At 63.5% G+C, this 16989-nt stretch carries 14 protein-coding genes and 4 pseudogenes; 11 read left to right on the forward strand and 7 right to left on the reverse strand.

The features are described 5' to 3' along the window. Nucleotides 1–155: 155 nt before the first annotated feature. The 5 genes and pseudogenes from HPC46_RS31980 to HPC46_RS32000 all read right to left on the reverse strand — a co-directional run. A pseudogene (locus tag HPC46_RS31980) lies at nucleotides 156–1050 on the reverse strand (IS481 family transposase); the annotation flags it as partial. A 403-nt stretch (nucleotides 1051–1453) separates the two neighbouring features. Then, nucleotides 1454–2546: pseudogene (locus tag HPC46_RS31985) on the reverse strand (IS110 family RNA-guided transposase). Between the two features lie 224 nt (nucleotides 2547–2770). Beyond that, nucleotides 2771–3421 (reverse strand): TetR/AcrR family transcriptional regulator, encoded by a 651-nt coding sequence (locus HPC46_RS31990; protein WP_179476068.1) that lies wholly within the window; start codon nucleotides 3419–3421, stop codon nucleotides 2771–2773. A gap of 43 nt (nucleotides 3422–3464) precedes the next feature. After that, nucleotides 3465–4994 carry a class I adenylate-forming enzyme family protein gene (locus tag HPC46_RS31995; RefSeq protein ID WP_233716981.1) on the reverse strand — a complete coding sequence of 510 codons (1530 nt, stop codon included), beginning with the start codon at nucleotides 4992–4994 and terminating at the stop codon, nucleotides 3465–3467. 223 nt (nucleotides 4995–5217) lie between these two features. Continuing rightward, nucleotides 5218–5628, reverse strand: a complete 411-nt coding sequence (locus HPC46_RS32000) for a hypothetical protein (RefSeq protein WP_233716982.1) — start codon at nucleotides 5626–5628, stop codon at nucleotides 5218–5220. 158 nt (nucleotides 5629–5786) lie between these two features. On the opposite strand from HPC46_RS32000, the gene HPC46_RS32005 reads away from it, so the two are divergent. The 4 genes from HPC46_RS32005 to HPC46_RS32020 are packed head-to-tail and all read left to right on the forward strand — an operon-like array spanning nucleotide 5787 to nucleotide 9140. After that, nucleotides 5787–6053, forward strand: coding sequence for a hypothetical protein (locus tag HPC46_RS32005; RefSeq protein ID WP_179476069.1), 267 nt, complete (start codon nucleotides 5787–5789; stop codon nucleotides 6051–6053). Then, entirely contained in the window at nucleotides 6050–6925 is an 876-nt protein-coding gene (locus HPC46_RS32010; RefSeq protein WP_179476070.1) for an SDR family NAD(P)-dependent oxidoreductase, read from the forward strand. The genes HPC46_RS32005 and HPC46_RS32010 overlap by 4 nt, the downstream gene beginning before the upstream one ends. Beyond that, entirely contained in the window at nucleotides 6922–7881 is a 960-nt protein-coding gene (locus HPC46_RS32015) for an alpha/beta hydrolase (RefSeq protein WP_179476071.1), read from the forward strand. Before HPC46_RS32010 ends, HPC46_RS32015 begins: the two co-directional genes overlap by 4 nt. Further along, the gene (locus tag HPC46_RS32020) at nucleotides 7878–9140 is read left to right on the forward strand and encodes an acyl-CoA dehydrogenase family protein (RefSeq protein ID WP_179476072.1); all 1263 of its coding nucleotides are present in this window, start codon (nucleotides 7878–7880) and stop codon (nucleotides 9138–9140) included. Before HPC46_RS32015 ends, HPC46_RS32020 begins: the two co-directional genes overlap by 4 nt. 8 nt (nucleotides 9141–9148) lie before the next feature. Here HPC46_RS32020 and HPC46_RS32025 read toward each other — a convergent pair whose 3' ends face one another. After that, nucleotides 9149–9520 (reverse strand): winged helix-turn-helix transcriptional regulator, encoded by a 372-nt coding sequence (locus HPC46_RS32025; protein ID WP_179476073.1) that lies wholly within the window; start codon nucleotides 9518–9520, stop codon nucleotides 9149–9151. A 205-nt stretch (nucleotides 9521–9725) separates the two neighbouring features. Between HPC46_RS32025 and HPC46_RS32030 the strand changes: the two genes are divergently transcribed. The 7 genes and pseudogenes from HPC46_RS32030 to HPC46_RS32060 all read left to right on the forward strand — a co-directional run. Continuing rightward, nucleotides 9726–10148 (forward strand): hypothetical protein, encoded by a 423-nt coding sequence (locus HPC46_RS32030; RefSeq protein WP_179476074.1) that lies wholly within the window; start codon nucleotides 9726–9728, stop codon nucleotides 10146–10148. After that, nucleotides 10148–12430, forward strand: coding sequence for a molybdopterin-containing oxidoreductase family protein (locus HPC46_RS35880; RefSeq protein WP_325096857.1), 2283 nt, complete (start codon nucleotides 10148–10150; stop codon nucleotides 12428–12430). The genes HPC46_RS32030 and HPC46_RS35880 overlap by 1 nt, the downstream gene beginning before the upstream one ends. Next, nucleotides 12427–12699, forward strand: a complete 273-nt coding sequence (locus HPC46_RS32040; RefSeq protein ID WP_179476075.1) for a ferredoxin family protein — start codon at nucleotides 12427–12429, stop codon at nucleotides 12697–12699. Before HPC46_RS35880 ends, HPC46_RS32040 begins: the two co-directional genes overlap by 4 nt. Before the next feature lie 43 nt (nucleotides 12700–12742). Further along, on the forward strand, nucleotides 12743–14035 hold the full coding sequence (locus HPC46_RS32045; RefSeq protein ID WP_179476080.1) for a ferredoxin--NADP reductase domain-containing protein: 1293 nt from the start codon (nucleotides 12743–12745) through the stop codon (nucleotides 14033–14035). 109 nt (nucleotides 14036–14144) lie between these two features. Then, nucleotides 14145–14957, forward strand: coding sequence for an oxidoreductase (locus tag HPC46_RS32050; protein WP_179476076.1), 813 nt, complete (start codon nucleotides 14145–14147; stop codon nucleotides 14955–14957). Between the two features lie 90 nt (nucleotides 14958–15047). After that, nucleotides 15048–15215 (forward strand): annotated as a pseudogene (locus HPC46_RS32055) (IS3 family transposase); the annotation flags it as partial. 68 nt (nucleotides 15216–15283) lie between these two features. Continuing rightward, nucleotides 15284–16011, forward strand: a pseudogene (locus tag HPC46_RS32060) (DUF222 domain-containing protein); the annotation flags it as partial. 12 nt (nucleotides 16012–16023) lie between these two features. Here the strand turns inward: HPC46_RS32060 and HPC46_RS32065 are convergent. Continuing rightward, nucleotides 16024–16713 (reverse strand): maleylpyruvate isomerase family mycothiol-dependent enzyme, encoded by a 690-nt coding sequence (locus HPC46_RS32065; protein WP_233716983.1) that lies wholly within the window; start codon nucleotides 16711–16713, stop codon nucleotides 16024–16026. Nucleotides 16714–16989 lie beyond the last annotated feature (276 nt).

The raw sequence follows: 16989 nt of genomic DNA on the forward strand, positions 1-16989 counted from the left end.
TTCTACAATCACCAACGCCGCCACAGTGCCGCCGACGGGCTATCGCCCGTCAACTACGAGATCAGGGAATCCAAGACCAAGCCCGAAGCGGCATAGGAAACCCTCCACGATTTCGGGGGAACCACAAAGGAGTCAACCAAACTGGGGGCAGTCCCTAAAGCGTTGTTGCGGTGGTGGGTTGATTCATAGAGTCGGGTGTAGGCCCAGCCATCGGCGAGAGTGCGGTGGAATCGCTCGATTTTGCCGTTGGTCTGGGGCCGGTAGGGGCGGGTTCGCTTCGCGTGATGCCCAGTTCGGTGCGGGCATCGCGCCAGGCGTAGGACTTGTAGCCCGATCCGTTGTCGGAGAGGACTCGTTCGACGCGGACGCCGCGCTCGGCGAACCACGCGACGGCGCGTTGGAGCACGCCAATCGCGGTGACTGCCTTTTCGTCGCTGCAAATTTCGGCGTAGGCCACGCGGGAATGATCGTCGATGACGGTGTGCACGAACGCAATTCCGATCTTTGGGCGGTACCTGTTGCCGCGTTCACCGGTTCGATGGGCTGTCTGGCGAGCGTTGCGTCTGCCCTGCTGTCGACTCAGGAATTTGTGCCCACCGCCATCGGGGATGTTGCCGAACTTGGTGACGTCGACGTGGATCAGCGAGCCGGCATAGTCATGTTCGTAGCGGCGCAGCGGTTCGTCGGTAATGCGATCGATGTGTGCGATAGCCGGTTGATCCGGCATCGGGTGAGCACCGCGTGCACGGTCGACGCCGCCATACCGAGGCGGCCGGCGATCTGAACTGGCCCCAGTCGGTGGTGCCACCGGAGTTTCACGACCCACCGCACCGTGCTCGCAGCGGTCTTCGTGGGGCTACGGTGCGGTCGTGCGCTGCGGTCGAGCATGCCGGCAATACCTTCAGCGCGGTATCGATCGGCCCATTTCTTGGCAGTTCGAGCAGCGACCGAGATCTTGGCGGCTGCGGCGTAGGTCCAGCCTTGCTCGACGACGAGCTGGGCGAGCCTCAAACGAGCGCGCGGAGTCAGCGCAGCATTAGCGTGGGACACGAAGGCCTCCTGGTTGATGAAGGGGTTCCTAGATAGCTCCACTTCACAACCGGAGGCCTTCACCTGTCACACAGGCTCACCGATACCGGGCGAGACAACCTCCCTGGACATCACAACTGATATGTAGCGAAGTTTGTCAAGAGGGCAAGGAAAGGCGCCGCCGGGGAGCTACCCCGACGGCGCCTCGTTGCTTCCTGGGCGAGTCCGTGTGGTGAGCGTGTCGTTGGCGACGCGCGGTCAGACTGATATACGCGGGTTGGCCACCGCAGGACGGGGTTTCGGCTGGATCGCATCCGCTTGTCTAGGGTCGAGCGTCGGCCTGGAGGTCTGCTCATAGTTGTCTCGCGGGTCGATCCACGCGCTGCCACCACCGGACTCAGACGGGAAGCGGATCAGGTGGCGATCAGTCGTCCATGACAGCCAAGGACCAGCACCCGCCAGCAAGTTCGCGGGCGATCGCGACGTTGGCGATCACCGGGCGCTTGCGACGTTCCAGAAAACCTACCCATCTGTCGTGTAGGCGACGGTTGCCCTGATCCCCGCGGGCGCGGGCGGCCGGTGAGGCCTGCTCCCACCGCGACCGCATCGCCGCACCCGCGCGATACCTGGTTCGGTGGTGCCAGGCAGCCTCGACCAGCAACCGACGTACGTGGGTGTTCCCGGTCTTGGCGATCGGGCCTTGCGCCCGCGAGGAGCCCGACGAATACTCCGACGGAGTCAATCCCACAAAGGATCCAATCGTGTTGCCGGTGAAACCGATTCCAATCACCGATCTCCACTGCCAACGCAAAGCCGGTCAACGTGCTGACACCGCGCAGGCACGATACTCGACGCACGATCGGGGTGAATTCGCCATCAGCGGCCATCTCCTCGATGGCTGAGTCCAAACGATCCCGCCGTGCCTGCATCGTCAGCACGTGGTCATAGTCGGCATCGAAGGCCATCCGCGTCGCCGCTTTCGTCAACTGCGGTGCCGCCTCAGTACGCAGCCACCGATCGTGCACACCGGTCCATGCTCTGCCCCCGTAGTAGACGATGCCGTACCGCAGCAGCAGCTTGGATAGGCGATGACGCGCCCGCATCAGATCACCACGGCAGTCCTCACGGGCTCGCACCAGATCGCGGGCTGCTTCCTGGCCCACGCTCGGGATCGACACTGACGCGATCTCGTCGAGTCGCAGCAACCGCGACAGATGAACCGCATCGCGGGCATCGGTCTTCACCCGATCCCCCGACGGTCTTTGCAGCTTCGATGGTGCGACGACCTCACACCTAATCCCCGCATCAGCCAACGTCCGATACAGTCCGAAGCCGGTCGGACCAGCCTCGTAGGCCACTGCCACCGGACCCGGCAATTCCGATATCCACGACCGGATGTGCTCATGAGACGGCGTCAACCGGGCCCGGGTCACTTCCCCGGTAACGTCGTCGATCGCTGCCGCCACGACCGAGCGTGCGTGCACGTCCAGTCCAACACTCGTACGCACTGTAAACACCGGGGCCTCCCACCACTGTCGGATAGACCGAGCAGGCGCTCCCTACTCGGTAGCCCACGAACATGGGTGAGTGGGGCCCCGGCCCGCAACCCCCAGCCCAACGCCGACGGTCACCCATACCGTCTAGACCGTGCCGGAAAAGTCGAATGCTGCGCAGGCTTCAGAAGTCTCGCCAGCTCCGATCAAGTTTTGAGGACTTCGAGACAAAATCTGGCGCGCTTCTGTCATCCACGGGCGCTCGCCGATCTCGTGCGTTTCCGGGCGGCTGGGGCCCGGCGCGGTCGGTCGTCGAGCTCTCGTACCAGGGTGAGCGCGCTGTTGACTCCGGCCGCCAGGATCCTGTCTGACAGCGCAGGGTCACAGACGGCGCGGGCGAGCTGGATGGTGGCGACCATCACGGTCCAGACGCCGACCGCGCGCTCCCACGCCTGATCTGGCCCAGCTCCGTAGGCGGCGACCATTGAGGCAGCGATCACCTCAAGGATCCGTTGAACGCCGTCGTTGTAGGCGTGTTGGACAGCGTCGTCGCAGCGGCCTATCTCGTCGAGAAGTGCCGCCGATGGGCACCCGCCAGCGGCGTCGTCTCGGTGCTCAGGGGCGAGGTACGCACGCACGTAGGAGGTTATAGCGTCCGGGCTGGCCGGTAACGCCTCCAGGAGCGCGACCTGAGCGGCGAGCTGTTCGGCGACCACCGTAGCGACCAAGTCGCTCTTCGATTCGAAGTGTGCATAGAACGCGCCATTGGTCAGTCCGGCGTCGCCCATGAGTGCCGCGATCCCAGATCCATCAATGCCGTCGCTCTTGAGGCGTCGCCCAGCCGTCTCCACGATCCGACGTCGCGTGTCCGCCTTATGTTCAACCGGATATCTCGGCATTCCAGCTCTTCCCCTCTATAGCACAGTGCATTTAAGGATACGCTTACGACCATAATGTCTTTGAAGTGCGGCGCAGACTCAGCTTGTCGATCTTGCCGACGGGGTTCTTCGGCAGCGCATCCATGACCTGGATTCGGGCGGGAATCTTGAACCTGGCTAGGCAGAGTCGTAGATGATCCCGGAGGGCGTCCTCATCAAGTTCAGAGCCGGGATAGGCGACAACAAACGCTATAGGAACTTCCCCATAATCGATGTCGGGGCGCCCTACCACGGCGGCTTCGAGCACCGCGGGGTGCTCAGAGAGCGCGTTCTCGATCTCTTTCGGATAGATGTTCTCACCGCCGCGGATGATGAGGTCCTTGATGCGGTCGACGAGGGTGAGATATCCGTCGTGGTCGAGTCGCCCCACGTCGCCGGTGTGCAGCCACCCATCAACCACCGCATTCGCGGTGGCGTCTGGATTGTTGAGATAAGCGCGCATCACGGTGTCGCCCTTGATGATGACCTCGCCGGTGCACCCCACCGGCACGGCGGCCCCGCTGCTGTCGACTACCCGAACTTCCTGTCCAGACAGTACGGGACCTACGCTGCCAAGCTTGCGCACGCCGTAAAGTGGGTTGGCGCAAGTAGCGCAGGTAGCTTCGGTGAGGCCATAGCCCTCGACGAGGGGGACTCGCAGCAGTGCCTCGGCGCGGTTCAGCAGATCTGAAGATGCTGGTGCGGCGCCGCACAGGACGAAGCGTAGCGAGGCGATGCCCGCCGTTGCCTCTTCGGGGAGTTCGATGATGCGTGCCAGCATGGTCGGCACGGCCGAGAAGTACGTCGGCTCGTAGGTACGCATCGCATCGGCGAACGCCTTCGCCTCGAAGCGTCGCAGGATCGTCAGTTGCGCACCGCAGTAGGTCGGTGTCAGAAAGCTTACGCATATGGCGTTTACGTGAAATAACGGGAGTGCGAGAAGGCAACGGTCATCAGGGGTTATCGCGAGATGCGCATTGAGCGCCGACGCCATTGCCAGGAGGTTGTCGTGGGTGAGGATGACTCCCTTCGGGCGACCGGTGGAGCCGCTTGTATAGATCAGTAGCGCGGTGTCGCTGCCGGTTTCCGGGGGAATGGGAGGCAGCGAGTCCATAGGCGCGGTGTCCAGAGACGCCAGGTCATCGACATGGAGCGTCTGTTGTCTGGAGAGGTCTGCGTCGATCGTGTCGTGAACCACAAGCTTGGCTGCCGCGTCGCCGATTTGATAAAGCGCCTCTGCTGTCTTGAGGGCAGGATTTACCGGAGTTACCGATGCACCAATGCGCCATGCCGCCATCGTGACGATCGGGAATTCCACGCGGTTGGACAGCATTACTCCCACAACGTCACCGGAGGTGACGCCGGCGCGCGCCAGCTGTGCGGCGACCTTGGCGATCCACTGCGCGCCTTCGCCGTATGTGAGAGCGCGATCGACGTCTTGTATCCAGGGCCGCGTCCACCAGTCGGTAGGATGGTGCCACGGCAAGTACGAGCGAATCAATCTGCTGTCCTTCTGCTTTGATGTGGGTGCGTAATTGGCGCGGCTAAAGTTCATCTGTGCGGTGTTCGGCTGCGATAGCGACCCAAAAGATCCGCCTTGAATACCCCCTCGGTGGTGTCGAGTATGGACTCGACCATTGCCCAGTGATCTCGGAGGTCGCTGTTGGGCAATCGAATTCGTTGCACAGCTCACCAGGCAGATCCGCCATCTTGAAGGTCGGCGCGGTCGGCAGCACCGCTGCTGGGCGCAAAGGTGTGCAAGAGTGCGTTGTCCTTTCCTACGCGGAGGCTAGGTCCCCATCCTCGAGGTTCGCATAGCTGATTGCTCCAGCAGCGATAGCCGACATCGCGACTAGGGTGGAGACGGTGGCGCCGCTGCGACTGACCTCGCCGCGACGCCCGGCAGCCACGAATGCCAGTGCGTCAACAGAGTCGATCAGCACGTTCAGCCCAATGAACAGCCGCGGCTTGCGAATTTGATCGAGGTTGTAAAGGCCCAACGCTAACAACCCGTTTCGGACTCCGAACATCCGGTAGATCATGGGCGCCGGGGTACCGTCACCGCCCACCCTTACCAGGCGGAGAGACCGCCGGGGCGCGGCTAAAGAGGTGATCGCCAACGTGGCGCGGCCGACAATCAGCCCTCCGAAGAAGAAGCGAGCGACAGCGCCGCGCGGCGTGATCATCATAGGAGTCCTCTTTCACTGTGATGTCGTAGGTAAGGGAAGGGTGGGCCTGCGTTATGGGTTCACTTCGTTGGGCTGTCGCCTAGCGGTGGGCGTAGTTGTGCCGACGGCACAATTATGATCATACTAGTACGGTCATAATTCAAACAACTCGGAGCGCCATGACCCGCATCGACATACCGCCCAAGTCCCACTGTGTTGAGCACTCGCTACCCCGAATTGCTAAGGCGGCACACGGTGAAGCGCTCAGCGCCACCGATCGCTCTCCTGTCGATACCGGGTCCAGTCTTGACTACAAGGTCGACCTGAAGCACCGCTCCACCGATGGCGTCGAGCCGGACCCGGCATCTGGCGCGGTCGCTGCTTTGGTGGCCATGATTCGCCGCAACGGCCGGGTCTCCCGGCGATACGCGCGCGGTATCAAATGAGCACTGCGACCTACGACCTCACCGGCAAGGTCGTACTGATCACCGGAGGAAATGGAGGGATCGGAGCGGCGACGGGTCGGGAATTGTTAACGCGTGGTGCGCGGCTCGTGGTCGCGGACGTCGATCCGGAGACTCCTCGACGTGTGGCGGCACTCGACTCCGATCGGGCAATCGGATGTGTCGCTGACGTGCGAGACCAGTCCTCCCTCGATCGGGCCGTTGCGCGAGCCGTGGATCGCTTCGGTGGCCTGGACATTGTTGTGGCCAACGCTGGACTACTCGTCGAAGCAGCGACCCTCCGCAATACTCCCGTCACCGACGTCGCCACCACGCTGGCGGTCAACGTGATGGGCGTGGTCCACACTGTTGCGGCAGGAATGGAGGAGGTGATCCGCAACCGCGGGCAGGTCGTGCTCATTAGCTCGGTATACGCATTTATCAACGGCATGGGAAATATCCCCTATGCGATGAGCAAGGCAGCGGTCGAGCAACTCGGGCGCGGGCTGCGCATCGAACTTGCTGACCATGGCGCCTCGGTGCTCACCGCCTACTTCTCTTTCGTCGACACCCACATGATCCACCACCGCGTCGATAGCGACGATGTCTTGACCGAACTCTTCGGCTCGCTACCGAAACCGCTGGTCGCCCGAATCAGTCCCGCCACTGCGGCCATCGCCATCGCCGATGGTCTGCAACAGCGCTCCCCCCGTGTCATCAGTCCGGCGCGATGGCGACCCCTCTCGGGGTTACGTGGTCTCCTCGGACCGGCCGTGGATGCTCACTTCGCGCGCAACCGCCGCACCCTCGACATCCTTGCGCAGCTAGACGGTCGCGTCCACTCTCACGCTGACAGTAACGGAACCCTGATATGACCGAGTACACCGTCACCCGCGACGATCTCACCTTTAGCGTCGGCGACTCCACCTGCGCGGGATGGATCCACCTGCCCCGAGGCGTCGAAAGGCCACCGGTCGTTGTGCTCGGGCACGGATTAGGTGCGACTCGTGAGATGGGTCTGGACGCGTACGCCGAGCGGTTTGCCCGCGCCGGAATCGCTGCGCTGAGCTTCACCTACCGCCACTTCGGGGACAGCGGCGGGCAGCCGAGACAGCTGCTGTCGATCCGGCGCCAACTCGCCGACTGGGACGCCGCTCTCGATTACGTTCGCAGTCGGTCCGACATTGACCCGGGCAGGGTCGCGGTCTGGGGCACCTCTTTCGGTGGTGGGCACGCGCTGACAATTGCTTCGCGCCATCCCGAATTGCGCGCCGCTGTCGCGCAATGTCCGTTCACCGATGGACTGGCATCCGCGCGTGCGCTGGGTCTGCGCAGTACCGCCAGGGCCCTCCCGTCGGTGATGGGCGACCTCCTAGCGGCCGCCCGAGGACGTCAACCGGTAACCATTGCATTGGCAGCGCCCCCAGGTGAATTGGGTCTGATGAATGCGCCTGATGCCTTGACCGGGACGCTGGCGCTGGTGCCTCCCGGGATCACGTTCATCAACGAGGTGGCTGCTCGGGTATTGCCTACCATCACGGCCTATCGGCCCGGCCGGTCGGTGAAACGTGTCCGCCCACCGATCTTGTTTTGCGTCACTGATGGAGACTCGGTGACGCCGGCAGCTCAAACCCTGGCCTACGCCCGAACTGCCCCGCACGGTGAGATAAAACGATACGACGCAGGCCATTTCGATATCTATCAAGGCGAGCCGTTCGACGCCGTTGTAGCAGACCAGGTCGAGTTCCTGACCCGCCACCTCCAGGCAACTGACCCTAGTGCAGCCGGGAACCCCTCTATGACAGCCGATTCAACGCAGGAGAATCAATGACAGTGGTGAGCGCCAACGGTGAGGCGATTTCGGGGACACTGACCTCGCCGCCTCGGTGTGCGGATCGCCTATATCACGACCTGCTGTCACCGCAGGAGGTTGTGGGCGTGCGGAGTCGCGTCCGCGCCAGCGCCACCGCGAAGATCACGCCGATAGCGCATCGGATTGCCCGTGGTGACGAGCGGATTGACGGGTTTCCCCGCGATGCATTCGACGCGTTGGCCCAGGACGGGCTTTTCCGAATCCCGTTCGGCACCGATGTCGGCGGTGACGGCCTCCACTATCCTGCGACGGCGACCGCCGTGACGGTCGAGGAACTCGCCTACTACTCGAACAGCGTCGCGGCGATCTTCGACGTCCACTGCATCCTCGCCGGAAACGCGGTGAACCAGGGATCAGCAGAACAGCGGCAGCGGTGGCTTCGCCCTCTGGTCAACGGCGAAATCGTCGGTGCGTTCGCGACCAGCGAGCCGGGCGCGTCGAGTGACCTGTCACCGAAAGCGGTGACCACCCACGCGGAGGCCAGTGGACATGGCTGGGTCCTCAACGGCCGTAAGCGCTGGATTACGAACTCGGTGGTCGCGGCGTTCGTCGTCGTGCTTGCGCGTACCGGTGCTGGGCTCAGCACGTTCATCGTGCCCACCGACATCCCCGGAGTCAGTGTTGGAACAGCCGATCGCAAGTTGGGCAACAAGGGCCAGATCACCGCAGACGTGCTCTTCGACAATGTCCACCTGCCCCCGGGAATGCTCCTAGGCGCCGAGGGTGGCGGCCTCAAGATCGCCCTGCAGGCCCTGAGCTACGGGCGCATCGGTATAGGAGCGGCCGGCGTCGGCATGGCCCAGGCCGCCTTCGACCACACCGCGGCTCACCTGGGGCGCAGGCACGCATTCGCCGGACCCCTTGCGAACAAACAACATTGGCAATTTCTGATGGCCGATCGAGCGACCTCCATTGCCTGCGCGCGTGACCTCTACCTGAAGGCGGCACTTCGCCTCGACTCTGGTGTGGTATTTCCCGAGCCTGAAGCGGCGATGGCGAAGTTGCGCGGTACCGAGATCGCCGTCGACATGGCGCGTGACGCCGTACAAGCCTTCGGTGGCCTTGGCTTCATCCAACAGCTCGGTGCCGATGACAATCCCGGTCCCGTCGAAGCGTTCTACCGCGACAGCAAGATCGGCGAGATCTACGAAGGTGCCAACGAGATTCAGAAGTGGGTCCTCGCGCGAATGATCTTCGGGCGCGATATCACCGGATGAATATTCGCCTAAGACGAAGAGTCAGCCCTGCCGGGCAGAGGGATCCAGTCCAGCGCCCATTGATTGAGATGAAGCAATACGTCGCCCAGCGCGGCACCTCCTGGGGTGAGCCGGTATTCGACCTGTACCGGTGTGCTGGGGTGAACGACACGTTCAACGAGCCCACCGGCTTCGAGGTCCTTCAACCGCTGCGAGAGCATCCGGTCGGTGATATCGGGGATAGTCCTGGCCAGCTCGCGGAAACGCATGCCGCCGGTGACCAAGGCGCGCAGCACCGCTCCAGCCCAGCGCCGCCCCAGCAAATCCATGGCTGCGGCGTAGTACGGGCAGTACGGACCGACCCCCGGCGGGACGGGCTCGGTGCTAGCAGTGTCGGCCATGCTTACCTCTCTCGATCCCCTTGCGTGGTCCGCCGCGTCGGTTCCAGCCGGCAGTTGTTCCAACCGCCGAAACGCAGATCGGTTCCCGCCTCACCCACACCCACTATGCCATCAGCCTACAGATATCTATAGTATAGTAGCTATATCTTTCGCCAGCGCCGTGCGCCAGTCGGCAAATGCCGAACCGAAATGAAAAGGACGTTCAATGTCACAATTTCCCCTACACCTGATTCCGTCCCTGAGATCGCTGACGACGGGACGGTTCATCGTCGCGGCCACTCATTTGTTCACTCCACGGCTGGCGGCCCGGCTGTTTCAGCTGACGGCTGACGGCACCCCCGCGATCGCCTATGCACGGATGTTCGCTATTCGCAACGCCGCGCTGGGGCTTGGGCTGCTCCGGCTGGACAACTTCACCCGGCCCCAGCATTTTCTTGCGCTGAACATCGTCATGGACTCCGTCGATGCCGCCGCGTTCCTTGCTGCGGGCCTGCGCCGCGAGATCAGCCCCGCCGCGACGGCGCTGACCACTGCCGTTGCCCTGTCTGCCGTTTTGGCCGGCACCACGGCATTGGTCGAGCACAACCAGGCGGCCGCCCTCGCACCGTCACCGTCGACGGTCCACTAGTGCAGCCATACGCCGCTCGACCACCTGGCGGTGGCAGTGACGCTGCGAAGAATTCGAACCGCGCAGATCCCGGCGGCGTCGTGCACAAAAAGACCTGGTGTTCGGTCTGCGAAGCAGCGTGCGGGCTCATCGCGACCGTAAAAGGCGGTCGTCTCGAGTCTCTGAGTCCTGATCCGGCGCATCCCGCCAGCCAGGGTTTCGCATGCGCGAAGGGTCTCGGGTTTGGTGCCGTCCTGTCGGATCCCGATCGGGTGACCACACCCTTGGAGAGACGGCCGGACGGATCGTTCCGCCCGATTAGTTGGGACGCCGCGCTCGCGGCGATCGGGCACCGCCTCCGGGACATCATCGCCAAGCACGACACGACGGCGGTCGGGCTCATCGAAGGTAACCCCGTTGTCCACAACTACGGTGCGTTCCTCACGCTCTCCGGCATGGCCAAGGCGTTGAAGACCAAGCATGCCTACTCGGTCGCCTCGGTGGACATCAACAACTATTTCGTGGCGAACCAGTTGCTATACGGCAGTGCGTTGTGCACCCCATTACCGGACTTTGAGCGCACCGACTTCGCCCTAATCATCGGGGCGAATCCCTTAGTCTCGCACGGGTCGATGGGCACTTTTGGGCGAGTGCAGGACCATCTTCACGACCTCATCGCCCGCGGCGGACGTGTTGTCGTCGTCGATCCTCGCCGTACAGAGACCGCGAAAATAGGTGAGCATGTCGCCATCCGCCCAGGAGGCGACCCCTGGTTCCTGGCAGCGCTGCTGCGCGTGATCATCGGCGAGGATCTCGTCGACCATACCTTCCTCGTCCAGCACACCACCGGCTACGACGAATTGCGTGCGCTCGTCGCCGATCTCGACATGCCCCGTGCCGCAATGGAGTCAGGGATCGATCTGCACACCATCCATCGGCTGGCCCGAGACCTCGCCACGGCGCACACCGCCACCATTTACGGCCGCTGCGGGGCCTCTCTGGGTCAGTTCTCGACGCTGACTAAGTTCCTGCTCGATTGCCTCGCGGTCGTCACCGGCAACCTGGATCGCCGGGGCGGCATGGTGTTCTCCCAGCCCTATTTCGACGCCGAAACACTCATGAAGCTCATGAAGGGTAACGGTTTCGACCGCTGGCGGACTCGGGTGGACAACTTGCCCGAAGTGCTCGATCAGGCGCCGCTCATTGCCCTGGCCCGCGAGATCCAGACACCCGGTCAGGGACAGCTTCGCGCCGTCATCTCGGTGATGTCCAACTTCGTCCAGACCTCGCCCGGCCCATTGGCCGACGCGGTGCAACAGCTGGACCTGTTCGTGGCCTTAGACCCCTACATCAACGACTCAAGTCGCCTGGCCGATTACATCCTCCCGCCGACGTTGATGCTCGAACGCGACGGCTTTCCACTATTCTCCCAGTTGCACGCAACCAGACCCAACGCACAGTGGTCCGATGCCGTCGTGGCACCGCGCGGGGAATCAAAGCCCGACTGGTGGATACTCGATCAAATCTGCCAACAGATCGATCTGGTGCCATCCCCAGCCCCGGGCGCACAGCTCCTCGGACGCCTCGGCTTGCGAATCCCCCCGCACATTACGTGCGATCTCGCGATACGACTCGGGCCCCACGGTGACCTATTCGGGCTGCGACGATCGGGGTTCAGCCGCCGCAAGCTCATGAAAGACGGTGCGTCGCACCTGTACGCGAAGTCCCCCAGAGTGGGGCGACTCAAAAAGCGGATTCACACCCGCGATGGCAAGGTCCACCTCGCGCACACCCTCATTGCCGAGGAAATGCACCGCCTGGGTGCTGCCGTCCACTCCGGTTCTGACAAGGGCTATCCCCTGCGACTGTTCACCATTCGCGAACTGCGTTCCCAGAACTCTTGGCTACATAACGTTCCGAAATTGATGGCCGGAGGACGAACGTGTCGGCTGAGTATCCATCCCGACGATGCTGAGGCCCGAGGCCTGCCTCATGGGTCATCTGCCGAGATTGTGTCGCCCTGGGGTAGGACGACCGCGACCGTCAATGTGACGGCCGACGTCATGCCAGGGTCGGTGGGCATGCCGGCGCATTGGGGTCACGCTGCGGACAGCGGCTGGCGCCGGGCACGGGACGCCGGGGGCGGACGGTACAACGATCTCGTGCCCATCGAGCCCGCGTCAGCGGACCGCGCCTCGGGCAACGCATGGCTCAACGGTATCCACGTCGAGGTGCGCCGCGCACCTCTTCTCGACGCCCTGACCACCTCATCTGACTCCTCCAAGGAAAGAGGTTCATCGTGACCTTTGTCATCGCCGGATCGTGTGTCTCGGACTACTCGTGCGTGGAGGTGTGCCCCGCCGACTCCATTCACCCGACACCCGACGAGCCGGATTTCATGGCTGCCGAACAGCTCTACATTGATCCGAGGACCTGCGTAGACTGCGCCGCATGCGTCGAGGCCTGCCCAGTGGGCGCCGTATCGGACGCCAAGGACGTGGCGCCACGGCTAGCCGCGCGCCTGCAACTCGTGAACGCCGAGTACTACGAATACACCAGCCGCCGTGGCTAACCGGCCGCTGCGTGTCGCCGTAGTGGGGGCCGGACCCAGCGGGATGTACGCCGCAGGGCACCTCGCCGAACACCCCGCCGGCACGTGGATCAACGGTTCTCTCGCACAGCGAGCACCGCGACGAGTCGAAGTGGACGTCTACGACCAGCTGCCCACGCCCTGGGGACTGGTCCGCAGCGGTGTGGCACCCGACCACCCGCAGAAGAAGGATGTCGCACGGGTCTTCGAGGAGATCGCAACGCGCGGCGGCGTCCGTCTCCTGGGCAACGTCGACGTTGGGCGCGACGTCACCACAGACGAGCTGGCCCACTGGTACGACGCGGTCATCTACGCGATCGGCGCCCAGGCAGGACGCCAACTCGACGTGCCGGGGGCTGAGCTTGAAGGCTCATCCACCGCGCACGACATCGTCGCTTGGTACAACGGACACCCCAACTACACCAGGGCGAAAACGATTCTGCGGGGCGAGCGCGCCGTCATCATCGGTAACGGCAACGTGGCCCTCGATGTCGCGCGGGTGCTGAGTCTCTCACCGGAGGACGCCGCCCGCACCGACATCGCCGTCCACGCCGAAGAGGCATTGCGTGCTTCAACAATCCGAGAAGTCGTCATAGTTGGCCGACGCGGACCGCAGCACGCAGCGTTCACCAACCCCGAGATGGAAGAACTCTTAAGCCTCGATACGGTTGACATCATTGTCGACAGCGCCGAATTTCCGACCGCTGCGGCAGCAGCGACCACAGCCGCCGAGGCCCGACGTAAGCGACTGCTGGCTGAGCTCATCGCCCGCAAACCGCGCGGATCATCGCGACGCATCCGATTCATGTTCGGGCACAAACCTTCTCGAATCATGGGATCGGACTTCGTTACCTCCGTCGAGTTGGTTTCCACCACCGGGCACACGACCGTCCTCGACACTGGCCTAGTGGTGGCCGCGATCGGTTACGCGCCAATCCCCCTTACTGGCCTGCCTTTTGACGATGTCACTGAAGTCATCCCTAACACCGCTGGCCGCGTTCAGGACTGCACGGGTACCTATGTCACCGGATGGATAAAGCGCGGCCCCTCCGGGGTGATCGGCACCAACAAGTGGTGTGCCCGCGAGACCGTAGGTGCCTTATTCGACGATGCCAACGCAGGACTGATCGGTGGTCGTCAACCGCGCTCGCACGCGGAAGTGTTGCAAACACTGACCTCTCGCGGCGTCGAGCCGGTGCAGTGGCACCACTGGCACGCAATCGACGCTCACGAGAAAGCCCAGGGTCGCGCGACGCGGCGGCCACGCCTGAAACTGACTTCTCGCTCTGCCTTGCTGGCCGTGGCGCACCGCTCTTGACTTTCGGATAAGTCCCGCTCACGCCCCCGAGTCTGCAAGGACTCCCTCACCGAGGGTTCTGGGACTCTTCTTCACCTGACACACCACACGAACGAAGGAACATCCTCCTATGACGACATCGCAACGGGTGGCGCTCGTCACCGGCGCCAACTCGGGCCTTGGCAGGTTCGCCGCCCGCGCCCTGGTCGACGCCGGTTACCAGGTAGTGGGCACCAGCCGCAACGCCGCGGGACTGGCAGACGAGCAAGGCCTGTCATTTGCCCCACTCGACGTCACTCGCGACGGATCCGTGGCAGCCGCAGTCGACGCGGTGATTGCTCGATTCGGACGAATCGACGTGCTGGTGAACAACGCCGGCATGGGCCTCACCGGCGCGAGCGAAGAGAACTCAATCACCCAGTCGCAGAGACTCTTCGACATCAACGTCTTCGGTGTGATGCGGATGACCAACGCCGTTCTACCACACATGCGCAAACAGGGCGGCGGACGCATCGTAAACATCTCATCGATCTTCGGGTTGATGCCGGCACCTTTTATGGCTGCCTACAGCGCAACGAAGTTCGCCGTCGAGGGGTACTCCGAATCCATCGACCACGAAGTTCGTGACGACGGCATTCGCGTCGTTCTCGTCGAACCCGGCGGTACCAAAACCGGTTTCGACGACAACACCGCCGAACCGGACAACCCGTTGCCGGTCTATGAGTTCCGGCGTCGACGGTCGAACCAAGCCGTGGCAGAGCAGGTCAACAACGGGGACGATCCCGCAATCGTGGCGAAGGCCATCGTGGCAGCCGCGACGGACGCGGATCCAAAGCTGCGGTACCCGGCCGGTTCCGCGCGACGGCTGAGCGCGCTGCGCCGCTTTGCTCCACGCAAGGCGTTCGACAAACAGCTGCGAAAGTCACTCGCTGCAGGGAAGTGAACATAGAAGTAGCCACGGGGTGCGAATCGACCCGCGGCCTGCGAGGCGAGGGTGTTCGGCCAGATGAACCTCGCTCATGTCTACAGCGCGCAACGCAACATTCGCGACCGCCGACGCTGGTCCACCCGAGCTGAACTACGCTGGGCGATCGTGGCCTGGATCGAGGGGACGTACCACCGCCGCCGGCAACGCGCCTTTGGACGGCTCACCCCGACAGAGTTCGAATTGCTCCACCAATCCGTCCAACCCGTGGCCTGAAACCAAGTATGGCGACACCACTGAACCCAGGGCACATCAGCGAGTCAATTGAACTCGGGGCAGTCCCCATCACCTTGCCCCACGACGAGGTCGCCACCTTCGACGCCGCGCTGCAATCCCACCGCGACGCACTCATCGCCGACTACGACAACGACAACGACACGGCACAGAACCCGCCACCGTTGCCGAACACGGTGGACGCCTTCATGAGCCTGGTCGAAGCCGGCTGGGACACCGACGTCGCGCGGCGCCCACACGGGCAACGCACCACCGTGGTCGTACACCTCGATGTCAAAGATCGCGTCGCCGCACTGCATGTGGGTCCGCTGCTGTCGGCTGGCGACCGCCAGTTGCCACCTGTGAGGTGTGGTTCGAACGCGACGGACAATCTATCGGCGCCGGGCGGGCCACCCGCACCATCAACCGGCGACTGCACCGCGCCCGGGAACACCGCGACGCCACCTGCGCGGTCCCTGGCTGCAATGCGACCCGCGGGCTGCACGCTCACCACATCCAGCACTGGGAAGACGGCGGGCCCACCGAACTGTTCAACCTGGTGCTGCTGTGCCCTTACCACCATCGGGCACACCACCGCGGCGACATCACCATCACCGGACCCGCCGAGCGCCTGACCGTCACCGACTACGACGGCGACCCCCTCATCTCCGCCTCACTGGCCCGTCCACCCAACCATCCACCACCGAAGGTCCCACCCTGTCCCGGGCCGATCGGCGAACACGCCCAATGGAAGTGGTACCAACCCTACGAACCAAAAACGCCACCAACCGACAACTAGGCGCTGGCGCGGTCAGAATTCAACGCGTTGCAGAAAGCGTTGCAGCGCAGCGATATTGCCGTCGATGTGTACGTGGTCGGGCGACCGGCGCCGCCACACGAAAAGCAGTAGATCGGAAATCGGCGCGCGCACCGTCACGTCGACTTGCTCGCTGGCCGGAACGAGACGTGACCAACCTTCTCCGATTCGAACGGTCCACTGGTCGGTGGTGTCGTTCGCCTCAAAGCGGATGGTTTGCGCCGCCCCGTCGAGATCCGGTGACAGAGCGGGAAGTACCTCATCGACGAACTCATTGACTCCGTCGACGGCGATGTCTCTATCGATGGGCTCACCGGCCCCGATGGCATTGGTGGCGTCCCAGCTGTGCACTGCGCTCTCCTGGGCGACGCGACGTCTGATGAAGCCCACGGTCTTTCGCCGTCCCCACGTCCATGCCGGAGTATCGGGCTCGAGACTGCCCAAGACAGTCGCGGAGAGATCCACGCTGCGGCGATACCAGGCCACGAGATCGGCATCGGCCGGACGATCGGGTTCGCGCCAAGCCTGAGGACCTGACAACTCCCCTCGAGCCACCTTCGCCCAGAACATGTGCACGACGCCGACATGCCACACCAGATCGGCAAGCTGCCATCCGGGACAGCTGGGCACGGCATAGCCGAGGCGCCCCTCGGCGGCACTTGCGATGCGGTCAACTGGGTTCATGGCGCGGTCATGGTATCGCTGCTGCGCGGGACATTTCCGCAAGAAATAGCCCGAAGCCGTCGGCGCCCGGCATCATGTGCCCTGCCCTCCGCAAAGCAAAGAGCCAGGCCGGCTCACGCCGGTACTGGCTCTGTTGTTTGCGTCGGGCTGACAGTGTGTGGTTCCAGGACATAGGAATGGCGTGTCTCAGGACATTGGAATAGGTGCGGCCCGCACCGTCGGCGTGTGTCGAAGGCGCGTTTGGTCATCACTGCTGTCGTGGAACAAGGGCTGAGC

Origin of the sequence: Mycolicibacterium vinylchloridicum (genome assembly GCF_013404075.1) — a bacterium.
Lineage (GTDB): Bacteria > Actinomycetota > Actinomycetes > Mycobacteriales > Mycobacteriaceae > Mycobacterium > Mycobacterium vinylchloridicum.

What these genes read in the sequence shown, in the direction of transcription:
- HPC46_RS31990 (WP_179476068.1), bottom strand. Translation starts at nt 3,421, where the DNA reads ATGCCGAGATATCCGGTTGAACATAAGGCGGACACGCGACGTCGGATC.
- HPC46_RS31995 (WP_233716981.1), bottom strand. Translation starts at nt 4,994, where the DNA reads ATGAACTTTAGCCGCGCCAATTACGCACCCACATCAAAGCAGAAGGAC.
- HPC46_RS32000 (WP_233716982.1), bottom strand. Translation starts at nt 5,628, where the DNA reads ATGATGATCACGCCGCGCGGCGCTGTCGCTCGCTTCTTCTTCGGAGGG.
- HPC46_RS32005 (WP_179476069.1), top strand. Translation starts at nt 5,787, where the DNA reads ATGACCCGCATCGACATACCGCCCAAGTCCCACTGTGTTGAGCACTCG.
- HPC46_RS32010 (WP_179476070.1), top strand. Translation starts at nt 6,050, where the DNA reads ATGAGCACTGCGACCTACGACCTCACCGGCAAGGTCGTACTGATCACC.
- HPC46_RS32015 (WP_179476071.1), top strand. Translation starts at nt 6,922, where the DNA reads ATGACCGAGTACACCGTCACCCGCGACGATCTCACCTTTAGCGTCGGC.
- HPC46_RS32020 (WP_179476072.1), top strand. Translation starts at nt 7,878, where the DNA reads ATGACAGTGGTGAGCGCCAACGGTGAGGCGATTTCGGGGACACTGACC.
- HPC46_RS32025 (WP_179476073.1), bottom strand. Translation starts at nt 9,520, where the DNA reads ATGGCCGACACTGCTAGCACCGAGCCCGTCCCGCCGGGGGTCGGTCCG.
- HPC46_RS32030 (WP_179476074.1), top strand. Translation starts at nt 9,726, where the DNA reads ATGTCACAATTTCCCCTACACCTGATTCCGTCCCTGAGATCGCTGACG.
- HPC46_RS32045 (WP_179476080.1), top strand. Translation starts at nt 12,743, where the DNA reads ATGTACGCCGCAGGGCACCTCGCCGAACACCCCGCCGGCACGTGGATC.
- HPC46_RS32050 (WP_179476076.1), top strand. Translation starts at nt 14,145, where the DNA reads ATGACGACATCGCAACGGGTGGCGCTCGTCACCGGCGCCAACTCGGGC.
- HPC46_RS32065 (WP_233716983.1), bottom strand. Translation starts at nt 16,713, where the DNA reads ATGAACCCAGTTGACCGCATCGCAAGTGCCGCCGAGGGGCGCCTCGGC.